13 protein-coding genes and 2 pseudogenes are annotated in these 20,866 nt (G+C 39.7%); 10 read left to right on the plus strand and 5 right to left on the minus strand.

Annotation, left to right across the window (positions count from 1 at the left end; translation table 11 throughout):
- Positions 1 to 194: 194 nt before the first annotated feature.
- Both PNK_RS05980 and PNK_RS05985 read left to right on the plus strand, forming a co-directional pair.
- On the plus strand, positions 195 to 2,771 hold the full coding sequence (locus tag PNK_RS05980; protein WP_059060925.1) for a hypothetical protein: 2,577 nt from the start codon (positions 195 to 197) through the stop codon (positions 2,769 to 2,771).
- Between the two features lie 187 nt (positions 2,772 to 2,958).
- Positions 2,959 to 4,290 (plus strand): YihY/virulence factor BrkB family protein, encoded by a 1,332-nt coding sequence (locus tag PNK_RS05985; RefSeq protein WP_051981977.1) that lies wholly within the window; start codon positions 2,959 to 2,961, stop codon positions 4,288 to 4,290.
- A gap of 211 nt (positions 4,291 to 4,501) precedes the next feature.
- Here PNK_RS05985 and PNK_RS05990 read toward each other — a convergent pair whose 3' ends face one another.
- Positions 4,502 to 6,133, minus strand: coding sequence for a hypothetical protein (locus PNK_RS05990; RefSeq protein ID WP_059060926.1), 1,632 nt, complete (start codon positions 6,131 to 6,133; stop codon positions 4,502 to 4,504).
- Positions 6,134 to 6,627: 494 nt separating this feature from the next.
- Between PNK_RS05990 and PNK_RS05995 the strand changes: the two genes are divergently transcribed.
- The 6 genes from PNK_RS05995 (at position 6,628) to PNK_RS06025 (ending at position 17,886) form a co-directional block, all read left to right on the plus strand.
- Positions 6,628 to 8,634, plus strand: coding sequence for a hypothetical protein (locus PNK_RS05995; RefSeq protein WP_059060929.1), 2,007 nt, complete (start codon positions 6,628 to 6,630; stop codon positions 8,632 to 8,634).
- Positions 8,635 to 8,929: 295 nt separating this feature from the next.
- Positions 8,930 to 10,345, plus strand: coding sequence for an ATP-binding cassette domain-containing protein (locus PNK_RS06000; RefSeq protein WP_059060931.1), 1,416 nt, complete (start codon positions 8,930 to 8,932; stop codon positions 10,343 to 10,345).
- Between the two features lie 395 nt (positions 10,346 to 10,740).
- Positions 10,741 to 12,375, plus strand: coding sequence for an efflux transporter outer membrane subunit (locus PNK_RS06005; protein WP_059060933.1), 1,635 nt, complete (start codon positions 10,741 to 10,743; stop codon positions 12,373 to 12,375).
- Positions 12,376 to 12,834: 459 nt separating this feature from the next.
- Positions 12,835 to 13,128, plus strand: coding sequence for a hypothetical protein (locus PNK_RS06015; RefSeq protein ID WP_059060937.1), 294 nt, complete (start codon positions 12,835 to 12,837; stop codon positions 13,126 to 13,128).
- 98 nt (positions 13,129 to 13,226) lie between these two features.
- Positions 13,227 to 13,610 (plus strand): hypothetical protein, encoded by a 384-nt coding sequence (locus PNK_RS06020; RefSeq protein WP_032125619.1) that lies wholly within the window; start codon positions 13,227 to 13,229, stop codon positions 13,608 to 13,610.
- A gap of 250 nt (positions 13,611 to 13,860) precedes the next feature.
- Complete coding sequence (locus tag PNK_RS06025; protein WP_158021723.1) at positions 13,861 to 17,886, plus strand: hypothetical protein; 4,026 nt, start codon at positions 13,861 to 13,863, stop codon at positions 17,884 to 17,886.
- 65 nt (positions 17,887 to 17,951) lie between these two features.
- On the opposite strand, the gene PNK_RS06030 is transcribed toward PNK_RS06025, so the two are convergent.
- Both PNK_RS06030 and PNK_RS06035 read right to left on the minus strand, forming a co-directional pair.
- A complete protein-coding gene (locus PNK_RS06030; protein ID WP_059060942.1) occupies positions 17,952 to 18,377 on the minus strand; it encodes a hypothetical protein in 426 nt (141 codons plus the stop codon).
- Between the two features lie 398 nt (positions 18,378 to 18,775).
- Positions 18,776 to 18,994, minus strand: a pseudogene (locus tag PNK_RS06035) (DUF2608 domain-containing protein); the annotation flags it as partial.
- Positions 18,995 to 19,128: 134 nt separating this feature from the next.
- Between PNK_RS06035 and PNK_RS13045 the strand changes: the two are divergent.
- Positions 19,129 to 19,305, plus strand: a pseudogene (locus tag PNK_RS13045) (DUF4158 domain-containing protein); the annotation flags it as partial.
- A gap of 8 nt (positions 19,306 to 19,313) precedes the next feature.
- On the opposite strand, the gene PNK_RS06040 reads toward PNK_RS13045, so the two are convergent.
- Both PNK_RS06040 and crcB read right to left on the minus strand, forming a co-directional pair.
- A complete protein-coding gene (locus tag PNK_RS06040) occupies positions 19,314 to 19,637 on the minus strand; it encodes a DUF190 domain-containing protein (RefSeq protein ID WP_059060944.1) in 324 nt (107 codons plus the stop codon).
- On the minus strand, positions 19,638 to 20,027 hold the full coding sequence (gene crcB, locus PNK_RS06045) for a fluoride efflux transporter CrcB (RefSeq protein WP_059060946.1): 390 nt from the start codon (positions 20,025 to 20,027) through the stop codon (positions 19,638 to 19,640).
- A 107-nt stretch (positions 20,028 to 20,134) separates the two neighbouring features.
- Between crcB and PNK_RS13985 the strand changes: the two genes are divergently transcribed.
- Entirely contained in the window at positions 20,135 to 20,359 is a 225-nt protein-coding gene (locus tag PNK_RS13985) for a Tn3 family transposase (RefSeq protein WP_420885360.1), read from the plus strand.
- Positions 20,360 to 20,866: the final 507 nt, after the last annotated feature.

The raw sequence follows: 20,866 nt of genomic DNA on the forward strand, positions 1-20,866 counted from the left end.
GTGATTAAAATTCAGAGGCGCGGTAAATAGAATGAGTTTGCAACATAACATATATTATCAGACTTATATAATATGCTGATTCACAGACTCTTATTAATATTTTCATTTAATTAAAGAGAGTTTGACTTTTCTCCAAAAAATCCCCTATACTCCTTTGCCAACAGAATTTTTAATTCCTATGAGGAGCTAAACACATGCATATTCCTGGATTGTTCCCCTTACAAGCTTGGATGGATCGCATTCAAAGCCATATCTCTCGCGGCGAGAATAATAAAGCACGCTTTTCGGCTCTTCTTCTTCCTGTCTTCGAGGCAGCAGGTTGCCTTTCGATGGTTGGGCGTATTTGCTTTAGATCGGCTCGAAAAGGCGATGAAGAGCAAGGCTCTTTTTCGATCCTAAATACAGCAGGCAAAACAGTTATGCTCGCTTGGAATGTTTTGTTTGCCCCATACTATGGTTTTAAGAATCCAAAAGGCAATCTGGATTATCATAGGCTTTCAGGTTTAATCGTTCCTCTTCAAGAAGAATCCAAAATGCCTGAAAAGCCCTTTACTTTTGTTCCTGTGGATACATTAAACAATCAATCGCTGTTTGATGAAAGTCCGCGAGACACTTTTGATGAGGATTCTTATTCGGCTAAGCATTCCAATTCCCCTTTCCTTAGGCCTTCGAAATCTCCTTATTCAGGTCCATCTGTTGATCCCATACCTTCACCTTTTCTGCTGCAACCAGAGATCCCTCTTTTGCATCCTGTTAAAGAGTTGCAAGAGAGAAAAGAGGAGGAGACTTCTAGCCCAATTCCAGTTTCTCCAAAAAATCGCAAGACCCCCCTTAAGCCAATTACTACTATTCCTTCTCCTTTGAAGACATCTCCAAGAACTCCTGCCATTTCTCCTAAGGCAGATCTCTTTACGCCTTGCGATGAGAAAAATGAATCAGAGCTTATGGATCAAACAGCTTCGATTTCAATTCCAGAGACTGTAGAAGAGGTGCAGACTGAGACATCGACTCCAATACATTCTCCACCTAAGGATGAAGAAAAGTTGCTTGCAGAGCTTGCCATTAAATTACCAGAAAGCTCTTCTCCATTAAGCTTGAGTCCAGTTTCCCCTGTCAAAACGATCACTGTCACGCCCATTAAGCTTACCCCTTCTTCATCGCATAAAACGCCAAGCAGTGGTATTCAAAATCGCCTGACACAATTGCAACAACAAACATCACCCCTACAGAAACTTGACGCACGCCAAGAAATCGAGCAAGAAAGAAAGCGACAGTTGCATCAGACTCCCATGAAAGGGATTGGAAAACAGGTGCACATTCCTGAGGATCCATCTGTTACCCAAGAAGCAGTTGTTTTGATGCTTACTCCATTCGAATTGCCCACGCAAACGCTTTTTGATAACTCAACTCCTACTCCAACTAATTCTCCTTTGGAGGAAAAGGAGGTTGATGCTCATTCAGACCTAGATGGACTATTTCAGGAGGAAGATTCTTCCTCGCACTCTGATCATGAGCAAAGTGACAGTGGTTTAATGGACTTATTCTTTTCCAATTCTTCATCCAAACCAATCGAAGAAATCGATTTGGGAGCAGTGGAATCAGATAATGAAGAGGGAGAAGTTGTTACAACGGATAGCGTGGATGTCACAAGTCATGACCAGACAGCCGTAACAGACGCAACTCCTTTAGGCGTATTGCCTGAGCAAACGATTCCTCACACACCTGCTAAGTTAACGACGACTTTCCTGGACTTGGGGGTGATAAAGTCTACTCAAATTGCGGATATCGAATTTAATACTCCTGAAAAACGCCCCTCTTCATTGACTAATACCGAGTTTAGTTGGTTAACAGAGAGAAATATCGATTTCAATCAATCTTTTGAGTTAAAAGTTGATGAGAAAAAGGGCACTATTAATTTTAAAGCCTCTAAAAAAACGAGCATTGATTCAAAGTTTATTGATTTCTTGCAAAAGAAATTAGATGGAAAGGCTTTTGAAAAATTCTACTTTGCACCTCTTTATGCTCTAAGAGGCAACTTGCAGAAAATGGTCGAAAGGGATCTCATTAAAGATAAAGGTACAACGCTCTCGTCTGTGGAAAAGCGCCTGAATGAATTGATTGTCCGTTGGTGGATAAAAGAAGACTATCGCAAGCAAAAGTTATCGGAAAATTGTCGTTTCTTAATCCAATACATCATAGCCAAGCATCATTTAGACGATGATGAAAAATCGGAAGGAAGAACGCAAGAGCGGCTCATGCGACAAAGCAACTCCGCGCAGACTTCTCAAAACTTAGAGAAATTCCACTTTCATGACCAGAGTTTTAAAAAACTTAGCATTTACGATTATTATGCCGTTCTTAAGACCTTTTTAATGAATTTTCCAGCAGAACAAAAAGCAATTTTTGAGGGGTGCCAGCAATCGGATTCAAAAGAGTCTTTGATTCAAGCTATCCAAGCGATTCCTAACCCAGCCGATCGTGCCTTGGCTATTGACTTAGTTTCTCTTCTATGGACGACTCTTCATAAGGTTTGGGCGCCTGAAGATGGCCTCAATTTAAACGAACTGAACGATAGTAATAGAGAAGATTTTTACAAGACGGCTAACAGCATGCTTATAGGCGGAAAGGCAATAGCCTCTCTATTGTGCCCATTCAAAGTCATTGAAATGCATTCTGTTAAAATGGAGCAGCCGATACACACTCACTTGATTGATCTTATTTTGGACTACCCTCTTCACTTCGAAGAGTTACGCAAGAGCCTCGTCTCTTAAATCTCTTTAAAACCGGAAAGGCATTTTGGCCTTTCTGGTCTCATTCTTTTACTTATATGAAATTTGCTAGAAGTAAAACGCTCCACTGCATTACAACTTTATTTTTGATAAATAACGTAATTTGCTAACTTTACAAGATCGCATAGCGTATGTTGTAAATGCAAGCCCATCAAAGTAAAGTGAAAGTATGAGCGAAACGGCTGAAAAAATCTTGCCTCCCCCTCAACCGGAACAATCGGTTTCTCCGTCGTTTATTAAGCGGTGCTTCCGAGTATTGGTCAATACAGGCAAGGGGTTTATTGAAGATGATTGCTATGCCAAAGCCTCTGCGCTAACTTTTTATTCACTCCTATCAATTGTGCCTGTTCTAGCCGTCTTGTTTGGAATAGCCAAGGGATTCGGCTTTGAAAAAGCACTCGAGTCTGAAATTAATCAGCAGTTTTCTGAGCAAAAAGAGCTTGTTGCCAAACTCATTGAGTTTGCCTATTCATGGCTGCAGACAGTTCAAGGCGGCCTCATTGCGGGTATTGGTACACTTACTCTTTTGTGGACAGTGTTTGGACTCTTGAACAACATTGAAACGGCTCTGAATGCGATATGGAAAACGCGCAATGCACGCCCTTATAGCCGAAAGATCAGTGACTACTTGGCAACCATGTTAGTCAGCCCCCTTTTTTTAGTGACATCGAGTAGCATCAACGTTTTTATCAGCACGCAAATCACTCAGACAGCCCAAAATAACATTTTAGTCGAAGCCGTCAGCCCAGTCCTTATCGCACTATTAAAGCTATTCCCTTACTTTTTAAGCTGGGTTCTTTTTACATTCATTTATTTGTTCATGCCCAATACCAAGGTTTACTTGCGCTCTGCGCTAATTGCAGGCGTTATAGCAGGAACAGCCTTTCAAATCTGGCAGTGGATTTACATTAAATTTCAAATCGGCGTGGCTAGCTATGGCGCGATCTATGGAAGCTTTGCAGCCCTGCCCTTATTTCTCATATGGCTTCAATTCAGCTGGAATATTTTGCTTGCAGGCGCTGAAATGGCCTTTGAAATTGAAAATGACTTGTTTATCCCTGCAAGACGTTTAACTCCTATTTCTAATAAAGCCATTGCCCTGCTCATCACCTATCGATGTGTCGAGGCATTTGTCAAAGGTGAAAGTCCATTGACAGACCGGGCGCTCTCGCATGAGCTCGGGATGTCTCTTAATCATTTGCAGCTGGTACTGGAAGCCTTGCAAAGCGATCGCATTTTATCTGCCGTCTCATTTCACGACAAAACCATAGGCTACCAACCTGCTCGCGCAATCGATAGTATTACGATGAAAAAAGTTTGCGATGCCGTCGAGAGGAGCGAGCGATTAATGGCTTCTGTGCGAGAATCTCCTCAAATGAATAAAATCACGACCTATTTGAATGAGGTCGACGAAATGCAAAAAGAGTCCAAAGACAATCAACCGCTTTACGCTTTCATTTCTACGCCAATTCCAAGTCAAAAAACTAGAGAATCAGAATAATTAAGACATTCAAAAGGAAAAAGGTAGTCTTTCAATTGCGAGGCTTCACCTTGTCAATGCTCGTTTTAAACGTTTCTGGTTGGAAGAGAGAATATCGTACCTGGCACAGAATTTACTCTTACTCTTCCTTGCTTAGAAAAATATTCTCATTTGTCTTTTGAAGGACTCTGTCAACAAGTCCCTAAAGAACGTTTAGGGACTTGTTAGAGTCTTAATCGACCTCTTTTTGCTTGGTGAGTTTCTCTTGATAGGATTCGGTCAATTCTTTTAGCTTTTTACTTTCCAACAGAAGTCTTTTTTTCGGCGAGAAGTAGAGAGGGCGCAATTGACTAACCTTATTGGACGTTTTAATTAACAAGCTCATCCGCGATTGATTTTTTTCTCCACTTTCTAGAACTTCAATGATGCGATCTTGCTTTTTTATTGCCAAAGAAACCTTTAGCTCCTCTTTCTTAAGTATTTCGTCCTGGGTTAAATGGGTGTTGATCCAACCCTCAACCACAGAGTAGCTGCAGGTAACACTCTTTTGCTGCGGAATGCCCTTTGCTTCGATTTTCCTGATCCCCCCGCTCTTTTTGATTAAATGATCAATATGAAGCTCGTAAAAGTCATCTACCCTGGTATAACGAGTCACCGAGAATTTAACCAGCTTTTCAATAAATTCGTAACTTAAAGCATTTAAACTCAGGTTATCAATAACTAAGGGCTTTACGATTTTAATATTGCTTTCATTTCTTAACCAGCTATGGTTATCAATTCCATCACCCGTATTAAAAATGGTATATTGATAGTTACCTTTCCCTTGATTTTTGACTTGAATAAGTACGCTATGACTAGCTGTTCCAAGGTTGAATATCTCTAACTCGCCGGGAGCTATTTTCCGAATTTTATCTAGAATATCATGGCAAATGTCATTCACAAGGATGTCTTTAGGAATGTCACAACTGCTTAACGACAAAGAATAAGACTGCTTAAACTCGGTTTCTGCTTTTGAGGCTAAAGTCTTTTTCCCTGAAGCATGCAAGTTTTCAATCTCAGCTAACTTCTTCAGGTAAAGGTGGAGCGTATCCCATGGCTGGTTTACATGCGTGCGATAAGTATACGTCGTTTTTAAAGCGATCTCTAGAGCACCATTTAACTGCGCCAGTAGAGTATTCAACACTTTAAGCCGCGACTCGTCATCCACCGTTTGAATCAGTAGAGATAAAATTTGGGAATGGCTCAGCAAGGCTTGAAGCTCAAAACTACCTCCCAGACTAACTGTATCTAATTGATTCAACTCTTCCCTTTGAAATTGGTCTGCAAGAAGATGAAAGATATCCTTTTGCAAAATTTGAATACCCTCAATTTGCTGGCTTAGATCAGTCTCTAAAAGGTCAGAATTCAATTCGTTCTCTACCCGGAGGCGGTAACGTTCCCAAACATGGCCAGGCTGAAATGGCAAACGATGGGCCCGCTTGATATCACCAAACATCTCGCTTCTCATCCGTTGGATTGTGGGTATCACACCTTTGTTAATGACCTTAAAAAATAAATATTTACCAGTAACAGCATTGATTAAGTCTTTAATTTTAGTTAATTTATTCTCAATTTTTTCTAATTGAATAGCACGAGTTGATGCTTTGAGATAATCTTGAGAAGATGTTTCTAGTAAATATGGCCTGGCTTCGGCAACTAAAGTTTTTATCTTTTCCAATGTAGACTCAAAATTTCTTCTTGTTTTCTGAGAAAACTTATTTTCGTACTTTAATTCCGATTTTACTGCATGCAACCCCTTTTCTATTTCCAACAGTTTATCTGTAAAAATAGAATTATTCATCGGCACCCAATTCCATAAATTCATATTATTTTCCCTTTTAACAATAAAATTGTATTAAAATATCAAAAAGAAAATAACTGAAAAATGTAAAGATATGTTAAATGTAACGTTAACATGTAATTAAAAAAGCTCTGGATTAGCCAATTTATTTTATAAATTCATTGATTATCAATATTATTGAAAATTCAACTCATGCTTTTTATTAATTAATCAATTCGAAATAATTCCACTGGATCACAATTTTTAAAGCAGCTAAGATGAATTTCCCGGATGGGAAAATGGCTGCAATAAATAAAAAAGAAAGGAGTAGTTAGATGTAGACTTATTATTAAAATAAAACGTGCAATAAATTCACAAAATCAATCTCCTTTAAAATGGTTATTAATTTTGACTGTTGATCGAAATAATCATTTCACTTTTGTTGTGCTTACACATTAAACAACGATTTCCAAAGCACTTCAACACGTCATTTTCTTTACGAATGAAAAATATTATTCAAACTGGTTCTCAGGAGGCGCATGTTTAACTTAAACCTTACTACAGTCACTTCTCATTCATCTTCACAGTTGAATTCATCAAGACCTTTGAATTCACCAAGGCCCAATTTTTTAAGCGAACTCAAAGTTAAGCTAAGACTGCATAAGATCCCAAAGCAGGTTGAAAATGAAATTTCCCAGGTTGTTAAACTTACTTTCGAAGAATTTAAAAAAAGTTATCTTGGCCGATTAGAAGAAAAGAAGTTGTACAAAGCTATGAAAGAGTGTTTAAGAGATGCTTTTACAAAGTCTGCACAAACCCTTATGCAAGAGCAAAAAAAAGAGATGGGAGCTGCCCCTTATGGGCAAGAGATCGATTTTATCAGTGCTATTCAAACAAAAACATTTTTATGTGCTTTGAAGCAAAAACTCCCAAATAAGGAAATCTGGATCAAGCTACAGCCTTTTTTATTGAATCAGCTCGTCAAAATCATTTCACCGGCTACGGCAGAGCATGTTGTAAAAATCGTTGAAGAAACAGCGAAGGAAATGAACCAAAGCCCACTGAATTGCCAAGAAAGAGTTGGTATTGCCTTAAATAAGACCATTGATAAAACCATTCAAAATGTTATCCAAACCAAGCTATGCTTAGTAAGAAACCATTTATCTCTTTCCAATTTGGTTCAAATGCCAAGTTTTTTAGAGGAGCTTAAGCTGCAAATAAATGATTCGCATTTGCAGCCTGTTTTTCCTGTTTTAGAAGATAACTTGCACAAAAAAGTCGATCAACTTCTTCTCAATAAGTTTCATCGTCCGGTTAGAACAGAGATTGTAAAAGTTGTGGATGAGGCAATGCAAGCCTTGATTTCTGATCAGAAAGAGGCGCTTAATCAGCAAGCTCAGGAACAAGTGAAACGTTTTTTGCTTCGAGCCCTCTGCAAAGCAGTGCGAAAAACTATCAGACAACTCATTCAAGAAGCCTGTCAAAAAAATCAGCAGCTCGAGCAATCCAACATTTTATTTTCATTGATTGCACGGCAACCTACATTTTTAATGCAATTGAAAACCAATTTGGAGCAGCTGCCTGAACTCTACCAATTGATTATCAGTACACTAGAGGTTGGTACAACCTATAAATTGCGTCGTTTGACTAACGATTTCAAAACAGTTATGGAGAGCACCTCCTTGCTTTCGAAGAGTTTTTGCCTTTTGGACGAAAATCAATTGACCCAATTTTTGGATCAATTGGATGATGAAGAATTGAAAGACACAGGTGAATTTAAAATTCAGACTCTATCTCTCAATAATACTCTCCTCAATCTCGATCCGACTGAGGGTAGAGAGCTAAGCACAAACCACCCTAAAATGGTCAAGGCAATCAAAAAATTAGCAGAATTGCCCCAAAAGCAAAGAGCCAAGGGATATCAAGTACTCTTTACTAAAATTTGTGATTTGGAAGAGGCATGCGCAAGAATGGATCTCATCGAGGCTAATCTTCAAAATCTGAAAAGACTACTGCTGGTTCAGGCAAGGACTCTCAATCCCAACATGTTTGACCGGTTCCAAGAACTTGTTAAAAAAACAGTTGAAGAATTAGATTGTCTCGAAAAAAAACGAATTGAGCCCCTCTTTACACTAGAGAAATTCAATAGCGAAACGGAAAAAAATGAAGAGGCAAGCCAAGCGGCTCTTCGAATCAATACCTTCAATGCACAATGGATGACCACCTATAGCGAGCTGATAGTTAACGTCAATTCAATACTCTCAGAGCTGCAATCACTTACAACTCCACGCTCTTTCAATAACGAAGAACTCAAAAGTAAATACGAAGCCCTGGCTGAGCAGTTAGAAAAAAAAGTCACTTATCTAAAAGGGCGCTATCTAGATGATGATTTTGAAATCATTCAAAAAGAGTTGAAAAAGCTCGTTATCTCATTTTTGGATGGCCTGCACTCTTCTGCTGCCCAACTATTCAAAAAGCAGAATGGACACCTTATTCAAGAGGTTCAAGCAATTGGCGAAAAAAGAAACTTTTTAAATATAATCTAGCGATCCATTGGAACTGATCTTACTGAAAACCGATACTCCCTTTGCGCAGATAGTCTATTAGGACTATCTGCCTTTTTCTTACGCTAATGCAGAAAATCTAATCAGAGGAAGCCGAATTTTATTTTCCAGCCCCTCAACGGGTAAATATAAGCGGTTGATTTACAGATAATTATAAATTAAATTCATCACTTGTTGATAAGTTGTTTCGATGATAGAATATTTGCGATGTTCTTTTAGCGGTAATTACAATCAAGTAAATAAGAGCCAAATTTTTTGATGGTTAGACAAACATTATATGTTTAATAGTTCTACGCCAAAGACTCTGAAACAGTTTTGGAGTCTTCTAACGAATCGGTGGGCATTCAGTTGTTTTGCCTTGCTTACATTCCAACAACTGATCGAAGCCTCAGCCACGGTTTGGTTAGTCACGATGGTGAAAAAGATTACTGCGGGAGAAAATTTTTTCCCTTATCTTTTCATTTATTTGGCAACTCTCGTCTTCCCCTATATTCCTGGATGTTTTGCGAACATTATCAAAATCTCATGGCGCCAAGAAGCGCAGCGCTCCTTTATTAATGCTTTTGTGTCATCTAATCGCAATCAGATCGGCGAATGGAGCAATAAGGGGATTCGCGAAGAGAAGTTATCGATTTTAACGGCCGAAGCGCCGAGTGCCTTGCAAGCACTGATCGATTATGTCTACGATCTTTATAGTTATGTCATTAGTGTTTTTTTTAATATCTTTGCCTTATCGGTCGTCGTCGAGCCCTTGTTTGGATTAGCCTATGCTGTTAGCGTCTTAATGGTGATTATGGTGATGAAGATTAAACGCCGTCTACAAAGACGTTTGACCAAGAAAGCTTTAACAGCACGGATTGATCTTTATCAATCGCTGCTAGCAGCCTGGGACAATGTTTTGCTTGGAAACCGGTATAATTTTAAATTATGGGAAGACAAAACGACGCAGAGGCTCAATCGCTGTTTGCAAAAGAATGTAGACCTGGAACGGTTTGATCAAGTATTAGCCATTGTCATTTCGCTATTAACCTGCATTCCTTCTTTACTTGTTGTTGTGTACTATATCTACGCCAATCGCTTTAGTGCGGCTAATTTAACAGCCTTTTTAGTCACCCTTCCCATTCTTTTTACCATCTTATCATATACCTATCTAACGCTTAGCCTCATTTTTCGCTGGACGATGCACAAGAGCAAGCTGCTTTCCATCTATAAAGCGATTCAACCTACATCAGACGCTTACTTCGCCATGGAAAAGAAAGTGAAGTGGGGCAAAATTCAATTCGTTTTGTCTCCTGCAAAATCAGACGTCCATACATCTTTAGCCGCCCCTTCTTTTTTAACCTCTTACCAGGACCTTTTGACATACACTAAGAGCTCTGGACGTATCACAGTACGCGGAGAAAATGGAGCTGGCAAATCAACCTTGCTCATGCTGATCAAAAATGAGTTGTGTGATCGAGCCTTTTTCCTTCCAACCCAAAATCAACTAAGCTTTATTTCGGAAACCAATAAGTATTCGACTGGTGAATCCTTGCGAAATCGCATCTTAGAGATCATTGATAAGGTAGATGTGGACGTACTATTGCTGGATGAGTGGGATGCTAATTTAGATAAAGATAATCGAGAGATCCTTTCAGCTTTAATCGATGAATGCGCGGCAAAAAAATGCGTCATCGAAGTTCGCCATCGTTAAAATCCAGCTCTATTGGATAGTATTCCCTCAATTTAAAAATGAGAGAATACTATTTTGAAAAAATCATTTTCATTGTGTCTGCTGCCCAACAATTTGTCGCTAAAGCAAAAGGTTATGCGGTTTTGGGCTTCTTCTTTAAAAAATAATGCATGGCTTATAACCGCTTGGCGATTCGATAAAAGGATCCCCTAGTTAATGCCACAAGAATCTTTGAATGCAGATAGCAATGAAGAGATGGAAATCCCCGTTTGCCAAGTGATTATGTCTTTGACCGGCAACCCACTTTTCCTTTATATCTAGGTGTGTCAAGTTGTGCGTCTTCACAAAGCAGCTTGCAGAAAATGCTCAATCTATAAAAACCGATGTTCAATCTGCTTTATCTGACAGGACTCTGCATGCAGAATAAGCTCTTCTTTCCACAGCGCACGATCAATCGAATCCTCTTTACAGCCTTTCTTGGATTGAGTTGCCAAGGCTGTCAACTGATCGCACCCTACCAAACTCCTTGCACTCCGACCCCGCTTGCCTGGAAAAACACCCCTTCTTCAAATTTTCCAGACAGTTGGAAAACAGAAGAGCCATCAAAAGAGGCAGATACTGATCGGGCTCTGTCTAATGAAATGCCTGAACAGAAGGAATTGAATTTTGAAGAATGTAAGAAAGAATTTGAGTATTGGTGGGAAGTATTTGAAGACTCCACCTTAAGCGAACTAGAAAAACAAGCATTAGACTCTAGCTATACTTTATGGGCTGCATTAGAAAGAGTGATTCAGGCGCGTGCCGTTGCCCGCGTTGACCGTGCAGCTCTCATGCCTTCCATTAACTTTGCCCCTTCCTATAGCCGCAGTGGAATGCTCCTTGAAAATATCTTTGCCGGGCTTCTCTCTTCTCAACAGAACCAAGGTCAGGTCAATGCCGGATCAAGTTCTGGCGCAGCAGGTGCTTCAACTTCTGTTCCATCCTCCTTTCGAGCAGTACAAACGCAATACATGCTTCCTTTCGACTTAAATTATGAACTCGACCTATGGTATCAATTAACGAACAGTTATAATGCGGCTGTTTACAGCTCCCAAGCGGCAGCACAGGCTTATCTCAGCGTTTTACTGACCTTGACGGCTGATATTGCTTCCAATTACTTTCAGCTGCGCGATTTAGATACGCAACAAGTGATTTTGAAAAAAACGATTGAGGCAAGGCAAAAGGCTTTAGATATCAATCGAACGCGCTTCAAAGCAGGTTTGATTGTTTATCTTGACGTCAGCCGTGCAGAAGTGGAACTTGCACGTGCACAGGCCGACCTGGCAGATGTCCAGCGTTTGCGCGCCTTGCAAGTGAATATACTGGCTTCTCTAGTTGGCGTTCCAGCCCCCGTCTTTACGGTTACCTTTAATCCTTTGAAAAAGCCTCCTCCAACAATTCCTGCAGGCCTTCCCTCTGATTTGCTTTATCGCCGCCCAGACATTGCCGAGGCCGAACGCAGCTTAGCCTCAGCCTACTCCCAAATTGGAGTGGCCTATGCCTCTTTTTTTCCTTCACTCAATTTAAATGCAACACTTGGATTAGAAAGCCCTTTTGCACATTCACTCTTTTCATGGAAAGCAAGGCTGTGGGAAGTTGGCTTGAATGTCATGCAAAGTGTTTTTGACGGAGGACGCAATTGCGCCAACCTGGCCTACACCAAGTCTGTTTTTCGAGAAACGCTAGCTAACTATCAGGAACGCGTCTTAACAGCTTTTCAAGATGTCGAAGACTCGCTCGTCAGCATACGCCAACGCGCTATTCAAGGACAAGCTCTTGAAACCGCCGTCACGGCTGCCAAAGAAACCCTCAATCTTTCACAAATGCGCTATGATCGAGGCCTTGTTAATTATTTAGACGTGGTCGATGCAGAGCGAACCCTCCTAGAAACAGAGCAAAATTCTGCTATCGTTTTAGGCGATCGCTACGTCGCAACGGTGCGGCTAATCAAAGCTCTAGGCGGCGGCTGGGGTGAGATTTCTTATTATCCAAGGTGTTGGGAGACTGATTAACCCCTAAGCTTAACCAAAATCTTTCAAATCAAATTTTGTTCAACTAATTAATAATGCTCTTATTTTTTCAGGCTTTGTTTAATTTTTTAAATTAATAACACCAAAACCTTTTTTTATTTTTTGGAGTCATAATGCCCTATTCGATAAAGGATTTTCCTATTCTTACCAACAACTTTCCTCTTTCCGATTCTTCTTCTCAAAGTCAACAAAGAACGCAGTCTTCCAATTTTTCACGGATCAGGCATCCTTTCAAACCGCTGAAAAACGATGCCAGACTCTCCCTATCTTTTATTTTAAATTCCCTCGTTGATTCTCCTCCCATCCGAATGCCATCCCTTTTTTTAGTTGAGTCAGACTGTGTTAAGATACAGCTACAAACTTCCGAAGGACTTTATTTCGGCGGATTCCTTACACTTAAAAAAAGAGGGCCGAGGAGTCTTTCATTACAAAAATGGGGATATGTTTAAGGGAATCTTTAAAGATGACCAAATCTTTGATGGTGTTTACACCTGCAGAAATGGATTGACTTACACCGGACAATTCGAGAATGGGCGTCTCATCCAAGGGACAACCTATAAAAAGATCAATGACAGCACGCGCCGCCACTCCAGTATTAAAAACTACACAATCAGCGGAAAAAATTGCCTAAGTAAAATACCTAAGCCTAAGAAAATAGCAAGCGACAATTCAACCGTCTCATCTAAGCAAATTGTTTTTAAAAATTATATCCCTTCTCAAACCAATAATCCATAAATTATGGTTTAAAAGCAATTAAAGTAAAAACAAAATTTAATTGACTACATTAAATGATTTTATTACAATAATAAATATTTAATTGGAGTAATAATTTTATGACATTACAAAATTTAAACAATGCTTTTGAAACAGTTGAAAAATGTTTAAATTGGATGGGATATATTCCAGTTGTGGGGACCCTATCAGGTTGTGCACGTTATAGTTTTGGCGAACTGCAATTCACGATGGCGATTGCCATAGCGGCAATCAACTACGTTGGCGCTGTCTTTGCAGAGAATGAAGAAAGACAACGCAACTTAGAGTCGAGAACGGTTAAATCTCTCGAATATGCCGTGCATGGGTGTTTGAACATGGGAAGAGCTTTCTTAGAGATTGTTCCTTTTGTAAGTTTGGTGACTTGTTTGCCATACGATTTAAGGGGGGAAAAATGGATGGTTTATGCTGATACTGAAAATCACCCCAGATTGGCTGTACAATAAGAACAATTTGTCAACTCGTCATGGGGCTTTAGACCTCTTCTTGACTCGTGGAGTTTCCATCCAGGTAGGGGACGCTTAATCGGATGTAACTAGCTTACTAACAAGTCCTTTATATCGTTTGACAATTAACATTTTTTAAATTAAATTAAATTACTCGATATTCATAAAAGGTTAGGAGAGCATGCGATCCTTTTTCTCTTCTCGTTTGTTCATTTTTTTTGCATTTCTTTGTTTCTTAATTGCAATTTTCATGGCAGCACTCCCCTCGGTGGTGAGTACGGAATGGGGAAGAAAGCAGGTTGTTGCGTGGATTAATCGTTCCATACCAGGACAGATTGAGATCCGCTCCCTCAACCTACATTGGGGAAAAGGGCAAGTCTTAGAAGGGATTTTATTAAAGGATCCTGAAGGGCAGTCTGTTTTAGGAATAGAAAAATTTACAACAGATGCGACCCTTTTGCAGCTCTTGCGCAAGAGCACGCGCCTCGGATATACGCATTTACAGGAATTAAACGCAGCCATCGTAGCTGATGATAGAGGGATTAGCAATCTCCAAAGAGCCCTTGGATTGGATAAAGAGGGTGATCATCCCCGCCTTCCCCCATCCACCATTTTGCTTTCAGACGTCAATGGCACAATCGCCTTGTTTGCCGATGGCAATCCGCTTGCGGCTCGCTTGACTGGTACGACACGTCAAGATCACTTAGCAGGAAACTTTGAAGTTGACATTACTCTTCCAGGGCTCTATGCCAATAATTGGGAAGAATTGACGCATGATGCTCAAAAATATTTAAGCATCGATGGAAGTAAAGATGCCAACATGCATGCAAAAATTGTCAATTTTCCAGTTGATTTGCTCGACCGTTTACTCGCGTTAAAAAGGCCTGACCTTAATACCCTTTTTCATTCTCTCTTTGGTGACAGACTGAATTTAGTCATTAATAAGGTGCCGAGCCAAGAAGGGTTAGCTTTTAATTTAAATGCTTCGTCGCCGCTTATGCAAGGCGACGTGAAGGGGAAAATCTCCAAAGGTATTTTCACCCTACAGGAGCCCGCAGCCTTTAATTTCGGCTTAAAACCTGATGCTATTACCCCTTTCACTCATTATCACTTTGAGCTGTCTGAGGCAACCACGCTTAAGTTTTTATTTCAAGACATTCATTTACCACTCGCCTTCTTAGATAGTGAAGCTCAAATAGATTCGTGCCAATTTGGCTTTAAGGCGCAAGCTGAATTGCTACCTGCGATGTTAGAAATCCCTCCTGTTGGAGAGGTAAAAATTCTATCGCTGAAGACACTCTTAGAGTCTCCTCTTTGCCATTCAACGATCAGCGTTCAAGTCATCGGCCAAGGTCAGCAGGAGCAGGAAAAGTTTAACATTCATTTTGAATCCCTATTTAGTAAGCCAACGCATGCACGCAATTTAAAAGATCAGTTGCGCCAAAACATGGAATTGTCGCTAAAGGCTTCGCATCTGCCTTTGAAATTGATTTCGGCTCTTGAGAACTATCCAAGTATTATCAAGCAAGCAGGATCATTTGCCGATCTCCAGCTTTCTCTTAAACAAAAAGGGATGGATGATTTAGCTTTAACTGTATCGATGCATACGCCTCAAATCGTTCTCAATCAAGCGCAGTTTAAAATTGGGAATGGATTAACTTTAATGGCCCCCCTTAACTTAAGCTGGATTTTTGCACCAGATTGCCTTCAAACGCTGTTTTCTTCCGATCAATTTGCATTGGATGAACCTTGCCCCGTTTTATTGACTGTTCGTCGCTTACAATTACCTTTAGATGTTCAGAGCAAAGGACGCATACAAATTGAGTCGACTGTTAAGCTCGTTCAATTCTCTCATCTTACCTCTTTGGGAAGTGTTCAATTAAAAGATATCCTTTTAAAAATTGATGGAGAGAGTTTATCTGAATTTCAAACTCAATTAACCTCACAGCTCTCCTTTTTAAAAAGCGATGGTTTCTATTCTCCCTTACTCAATCGCCCTGTTCAGTTTAATCTTGCTTCAACGATCAAAATTGATGCCGATGAGCGCGTGGACTTCCCATCCATTTCTTTGCAAATGCAAAATTCCAGCTTTAAAACGGAGTTAGAAGGGCGTTTGACCAATCAGCGCATTTTCGTTTTGAGCCGGCCTTTCCAGATGCAATATCAGATGACTCCGGAAGCCTTGCAAGAACTCAATTTGTCCTATAATCTCGATCTGCCTACGCTGCAAATTCCATCTACCGTCAATTTTATAACTGAACCGACTCAGTTTGACTTGAAGACCCAGAATCTAGCTTCTCTAATTGCTAAGGGACGATTTACAGTTGATCGAGTTGAAGCGCAAAAGAACAATGCCTTATTGACATTTGAACAGCTAATATTGAATTGGTCTGTAAATGCGAGCCAAAATAGCGCTTTGTTTGACTTAAAGACTTTGGCATATGCCGACTCTAATCGCCAAAAACCAAGTCAAATTAATGCTAAACTTCATTTAAATCATTGGCTTTCTACTGAATACCAAGTCAATTTTGAGCATGCAAAAGCTGAAATTGCAACCGATTTTAAGCAGCTTCCCACCGCCTTTGTCAGTCTTGTTTTCAATCAGAAGGATTTGAGTCCTTTGATTGGTCCAAGTATTGACTTAGACTTAAAGACTCTGATTGATCGCGATCAACAGGCGCCAGCTTATTGGGATATGTATATCGACAGTGGCTTTTTCCACGCTAAAACCCGCTTAAAAATCGACCGTGCTATTACTTTGTATGAATCGACCAATCCGTCTGGTGAAATGCGTTGGACATTAACCCCTGAAGGCTATCGCTACCTTTATTCGCTCCTTGCTTCAGAAAGCAAAACACAACTGACTCTTGCAGAACCTGTCAGCCTAGTTGGAAGTTTAACTAATTTATACATTCCACTTCCCTTTTCTTTAGCTGCTGCAGAAAAGGGCCAGATAGCTTTTCAATTCAATACAACACCAATTCAGTGGAAAGAGCTTCCCATGCTTTCTCCTGTCAAAGTTGAGGGCAAAGTAGAAAGCAGTAACTTAGCAGAAGAGTTTCTCTTTTCACTCCGCTCTTCCTCTAAAGACTCATCTGTTTCTATCGATGGAAAATTGGCACAGTTTTTTGATGCAAACGGTAAGTTGCGGAACTGGCAGCAGGCCTCCTTGATGACAAATGTTCAAGCGCGCAAACTTCCAGCTCAGTGGGTGCAAACATTGCTCTTTTTAAACGAAAAAGATTTAAACCGCATTCAAGCCTTGCTTGGCGATACAATTGAGGCCGATTTCAATATTCAACTACAGCAATTGTCTGGTCCGGTTCAGGGGCATATTTCAGGAGTTAATGGCTATGCGAAGATCAATGGAATGTTCAAACAAGGAATATTGACTCTCCAAGATCCTTTGGAATGGCAAATACGAGTCACTCCCCTATTAGGCCGCTCAATGCTGGAAGGAAGCATGCCGATTTTGAGTACAGCCATTGATTCGGAAAAACCCCTCACACTCTATATCGACCCTGCTGGGTTTTCATGCCAACTGCTCCCCTTCGAGTTCAGCAAGTTATCGATCGAAAAAGGAATAATCGATCTTGGAAAAATCCGCTTCCGCAACGAAGGAGAGCTACGCTCCATCTTGAGTTTCATTCGCCCCATTGCAGAAGATCAATTTACAATCTGGTTTACTCCTCTTTATTTTCAGCTCAATAAGGGGCAATTATCTCTTAAACGGCTCGACCTGCTTGTCGCTAACCAATATACACTGGCTAGTTGGGGCGATATTGACTTGAACACGCAAAAAATGAATCTTGTTTTGGGGCTGAGCGCACAGTCGCTGCGCTATGCATTCAACATTCAAGGTTTGGATCAAAATTATTTTTTACAGATTCCGATTAAAGGCCGCAAAGGGCACATTGAAATCGATAAAAAGCGAGCAGCTGGCCGCATTAGCGCTTTAGTCGCTCAACTACATGGTGACCCCAAAGCTAAATTGCTTGGTAATGTTCTTGAAGCAGCAATGTCTAATCAATTTGATCCAACACCTCCAGCTCCAACGACTCAGCCATTCCCTTGGATTCATGAGTTCAAAGATTCTACAAGCGAGCAAGAGTCAGCAGCTGAATTAAGTGTTCCGCAAGGTGAAAAAGACAATTCTTCCGAAAACATCAAGTCTGTAAAAGAAAAGAAGAAAAAGCTTAAAGATTTGAACGCTAATGACTTGATTAAAGGGTTGGAAGAAGGCGCATCTGGACTTCTGGAGAAATTAATCAAATAATCTTGTTTGAAACTTTCGAAGTCTGGCTGGTTATGGGAAAATCCCATAACCAGCCAGTCCTATCTCTAATCGATTCTAGTTAAAGTTTCTTCCCCAACTAAAGCTTGCCCTAAAATTGTCCAATGCCCTTTTAAATGCCTGCGATGAATTTCATAAACTTGAACTCCTGGCAATTCTGAAAGCGGATTGACAGCATCTGAAAAGACGAAGGATAATTGCCCATTTTCTAAGAAGCCTGTTCCAATTTCGCTTGTACCGTCATCGAAAAGCCAATTTGCAGCAAAAATCTCTCCAGCCCGTGTTAGCGTGACGATACCTGTATAGGTTGTTTGGGTAAATGGATTAAATCCTCTTACGCGGTAAGTTTGAGAGCTCTGGCTGGCGTCAAATAAATCGGAATGGTGATGATGGAAATCCGAGTGACTAGAGTCTGCATGAACAAGTCCAACGCTGCTGAATACCATCATAGCGGCAAAAAGTAACTTTCTCATTATCAATTCTCCTTTTTTGGTCAAAATTTTAATTTTATTTCCCCAGTTTTTTTTCCAGGGTGCTCAACTAAATTTCTAGTAAACCAAGAAACCGTTTCTTTCAATAGGGTTACCTCTATGGTTTAAACTTTTTAATTTATAGAGAATGCAAGCGCATACTTCAAGTCTTAATTTTAATTATTTCATTTATCCCCTTTTACACCTCAATGTTCAGCTAATAGCTGAATAAGAATTGGGGTCTGGAGAGCAATGGAACAGAAAACCGACTTAAGGATTTTTATCTGACAAACCAATGAATAATGGCAATTAATTTAGCCTAGGAGAATGATACTTTAGATGTTTTCTGAGCTGCTTACTATAATGACTGTAAAGCCATATTGAATCATCGTAAATCCTTTTTAGTTTCGTGCCTTTAATTCTGCATCTGTTAACCAATGCAGCTCTTTTCCAAGCACTTGAACGCGCAATTGTTCGTCCGCATCATTGAGTTCTGGCTGATGGAGAGAGTAAGCTCCTGTAAATTCGTAGCCGATGAAATCGATGCCAAGCTCTGCACATACTTCTTCGACAGAGTGGAGATTCTCTCTTTTATCATCCACAAAGACAATAGTCTTTGGTTGAAATTTTGTATAATTATCATTAGGTCAGAGATTGATCGTGCCAATCTATCAAGTTTAGTCTATTGATAGGCTTGTGAAAGGGAGTTTAGGTACCTCTAATTTTTCTCACAGAAGCTTAACGTGAAAGCTATGGTCGTTACGTTATGTCGCCATCGTCGGATGATCTCGCACGTTATTTCTATATTAGCGATGATGACCGTTTATTGATTGCTCGTCGTCGTGGCATTCACAATAAGCTTGGATTTGCCCTACAACTTACAACACTCCATACTCCGTTATTTGAAGATGTAAGACTGTCTTACACTTGAAATGCGTCTTATTCATTCCCATTTAAAACGCCAAATTCAACAGGAATCTTCACAAAAAAAATATTTAATTTCTCACTTTTTAGAATAGAGATAAAATTAGAACATTCTTCCTCGGTTAATATAAAAACAGTTTCTACAGGAATATTTGAGGCTAACTCAAAAAAATGCTCTTCATGAATGATCCCATGTCTACCAAATCCAGCTATTGCTCTAAATACAGAGCCGCCATGTATTCCCATTTCTTTGGCTTTTTCAATTAACCATTCATAAAGAAGAATCCCTCTGTGCTTTCTATTTTCATGCATATAAAATTTCAGTTGATATCCGTTCATCTAAACCCCTATTGATTGATGAATAAATTTTAAGATTAAATATCCCATGCAAACCATTATTAGGGATCCCCCAACATGCAATCCAACTAAAGCAAAAAGCCATAAGTATTCTTGTCGTGAAAAAAGCATTAACGCTTCACCTGAAAAGGTTGAAAAAGTTGTTAAACTTCCTAAAAACCCAGTAATAATTCCCAGTCGGACCTCTTGTGACAAAAAAGAATGGTCTGTTGTAAGAAAAATGAGCATCCCCATTAAAAATGAGCCCAACAAATTTGCAATAAGCGTCCCTATAGGTAGTGTTGGGAAAACATGATTATAGCTTTCTCCAAGTTTCCATCTTAATAAAGCTCCAAAAATGGCTCCTATTCCTATGCTAATCAGTGATTGCACACTTTCCCCAATTATTAAAGGTATTATTTTTCATTTCTTTTCTGTTTACGAAATCTTCTTTTTTCCTGCAAATTAAGATTAGATAGATGTAAGACACTTTTACATCTATTAGATTAATGCAAAATTACATCAAGCCCTTTTCGTCGGATTATATAGATGCTGTTATTCAAGAACTTCGAAAGAATGGAAAATCAGTTCGAGATGAAAATATAGCTAGGCTATCCCTATTAGTCTACGATCATGTTAACATGTTAGGTCGTTATTCATTTGATATACCTGACTCAGTCTTCAACGGGGGCTTGAGACTTCTACATGATTCTTTAGGCAAATAAAATCCTTAAGCCGGTTTTCTGTTCCATTGCTCCCCAAACCCCGAATTCAAAAAGAAAAACATCTACCCCTCTCTCTTCAGTCTTATGAGAACATTTGATAGATTTTTTTGACAACTTCTGATCAGTCACGAGCGCCTATTATTTTTACTCCATTACCCTACAGTTCACCGAGCGCTCGCTATGGCCTCTAGTCTGCCTACCAAGCCTCCAAATATAACTAAATAAAAGGTAAATTTTTTTCTCCAATTGGTAACACCATCCCAAATGAAGAATGTACATCCTCCGCATTAACGTCTGATAATCTTTAAACACAAACCTTTTTAGCTTTCGCGAGGAAACAGAAAAACTTTCCTTCTCAAACGTCTGATAATATATAGTTAACAATCACTTTCCTCATGTGTTTGAAAGAGAATAATTATTAATCTAAAAAGGGTGTAAATTAGACTGAGCCCATCTGGAAAAAGAAGCTCGCCAAAACCGGCAGCATGCGATGGGTTATGAAAGAAC

Origin of the sequence: Candidatus Protochlamydia naegleriophila (assembly GCF_001499655.1) — a bacterium.
In the GTDB taxonomy this organism is placed as follows: Bacteria; Chlamydiota; Chlamydiia; order Chlamydiales; family Parachlamydiaceae; genus Protochlamydia; species Protochlamydia naegleriophila.

Excerpts from the sequence above, each read along its gene's own strand:
- PNK_RS06005 (WP_059060933.1), top strand. The coding sequence starts at position 10,741 with ATGCAGAATAAGCTCTTCTTTCCACAGCGCACGATCAATCGAATCCTC.
- PNK_RS06030 (WP_059060942.1), bottom strand. The coding sequence starts at position 18,377 with ATGAGAAAGTTACTTTTTGCCGCTATGATGGTATTCAGCAGCGTTGGA.
- PNK_RS06020 (WP_032125619.1), top strand. The coding sequence starts at position 13,227 with ATGACATTACAAAATTTAAACAATGCTTTTGAAACAGTTGAAAAATGT.
- PNK_RS05985 (WP_051981977.1), top strand. The coding sequence starts at position 2,959 with ATGAGCGAAACGGCTGAAAAAATCTTGCCTCCCCCTCAACCGGAACAA.
- PNK_RS06015 (WP_059060937.1), top strand. The coding sequence starts at position 12,835 with ATGTTTAAGGGAATCTTTAAAGATGACCAAATCTTTGATGGTGTTTAC.
- PNK_RS05995 (WP_059060929.1), top strand. The coding sequence starts at position 6,628 with ATGTTTAACTTAAACCTTACTACAGTCACTTCTCATTCATCTTCACAG.
- PNK_RS06025 (WP_158021723.1), top strand. The coding sequence starts at position 13,861 with ATGGCAGCACTCCCCTCGGTGGTGAGTACGGAATGGGGAAGAAAGCAG.
- PNK_RS06000 (WP_059060931.1), top strand. The coding sequence starts at position 8,930 with ATGTTTAATAGTTCTACGCCAAAGACTCTGAAACAGTTTTGGAGTCTT.
- PNK_RS05990 (WP_059060926.1), bottom strand. The coding sequence starts at position 6,133 with ATGAATTTATGGAATTGGGTGCCGATGAATAATTCTATTTTTACAGAT.
- PNK_RS05980 (WP_059060925.1), top strand. The coding sequence starts at position 195 with ATGCATATTCCTGGATTGTTCCCCTTACAAGCTTGGATGGATCGCATT.
- PNK_RS06040 (WP_059060944.1), bottom strand. The coding sequence starts at position 19,637 with ATGAACGGATATCAACTGAAATTTTATATGCATGAAAATAGAAAGCAC.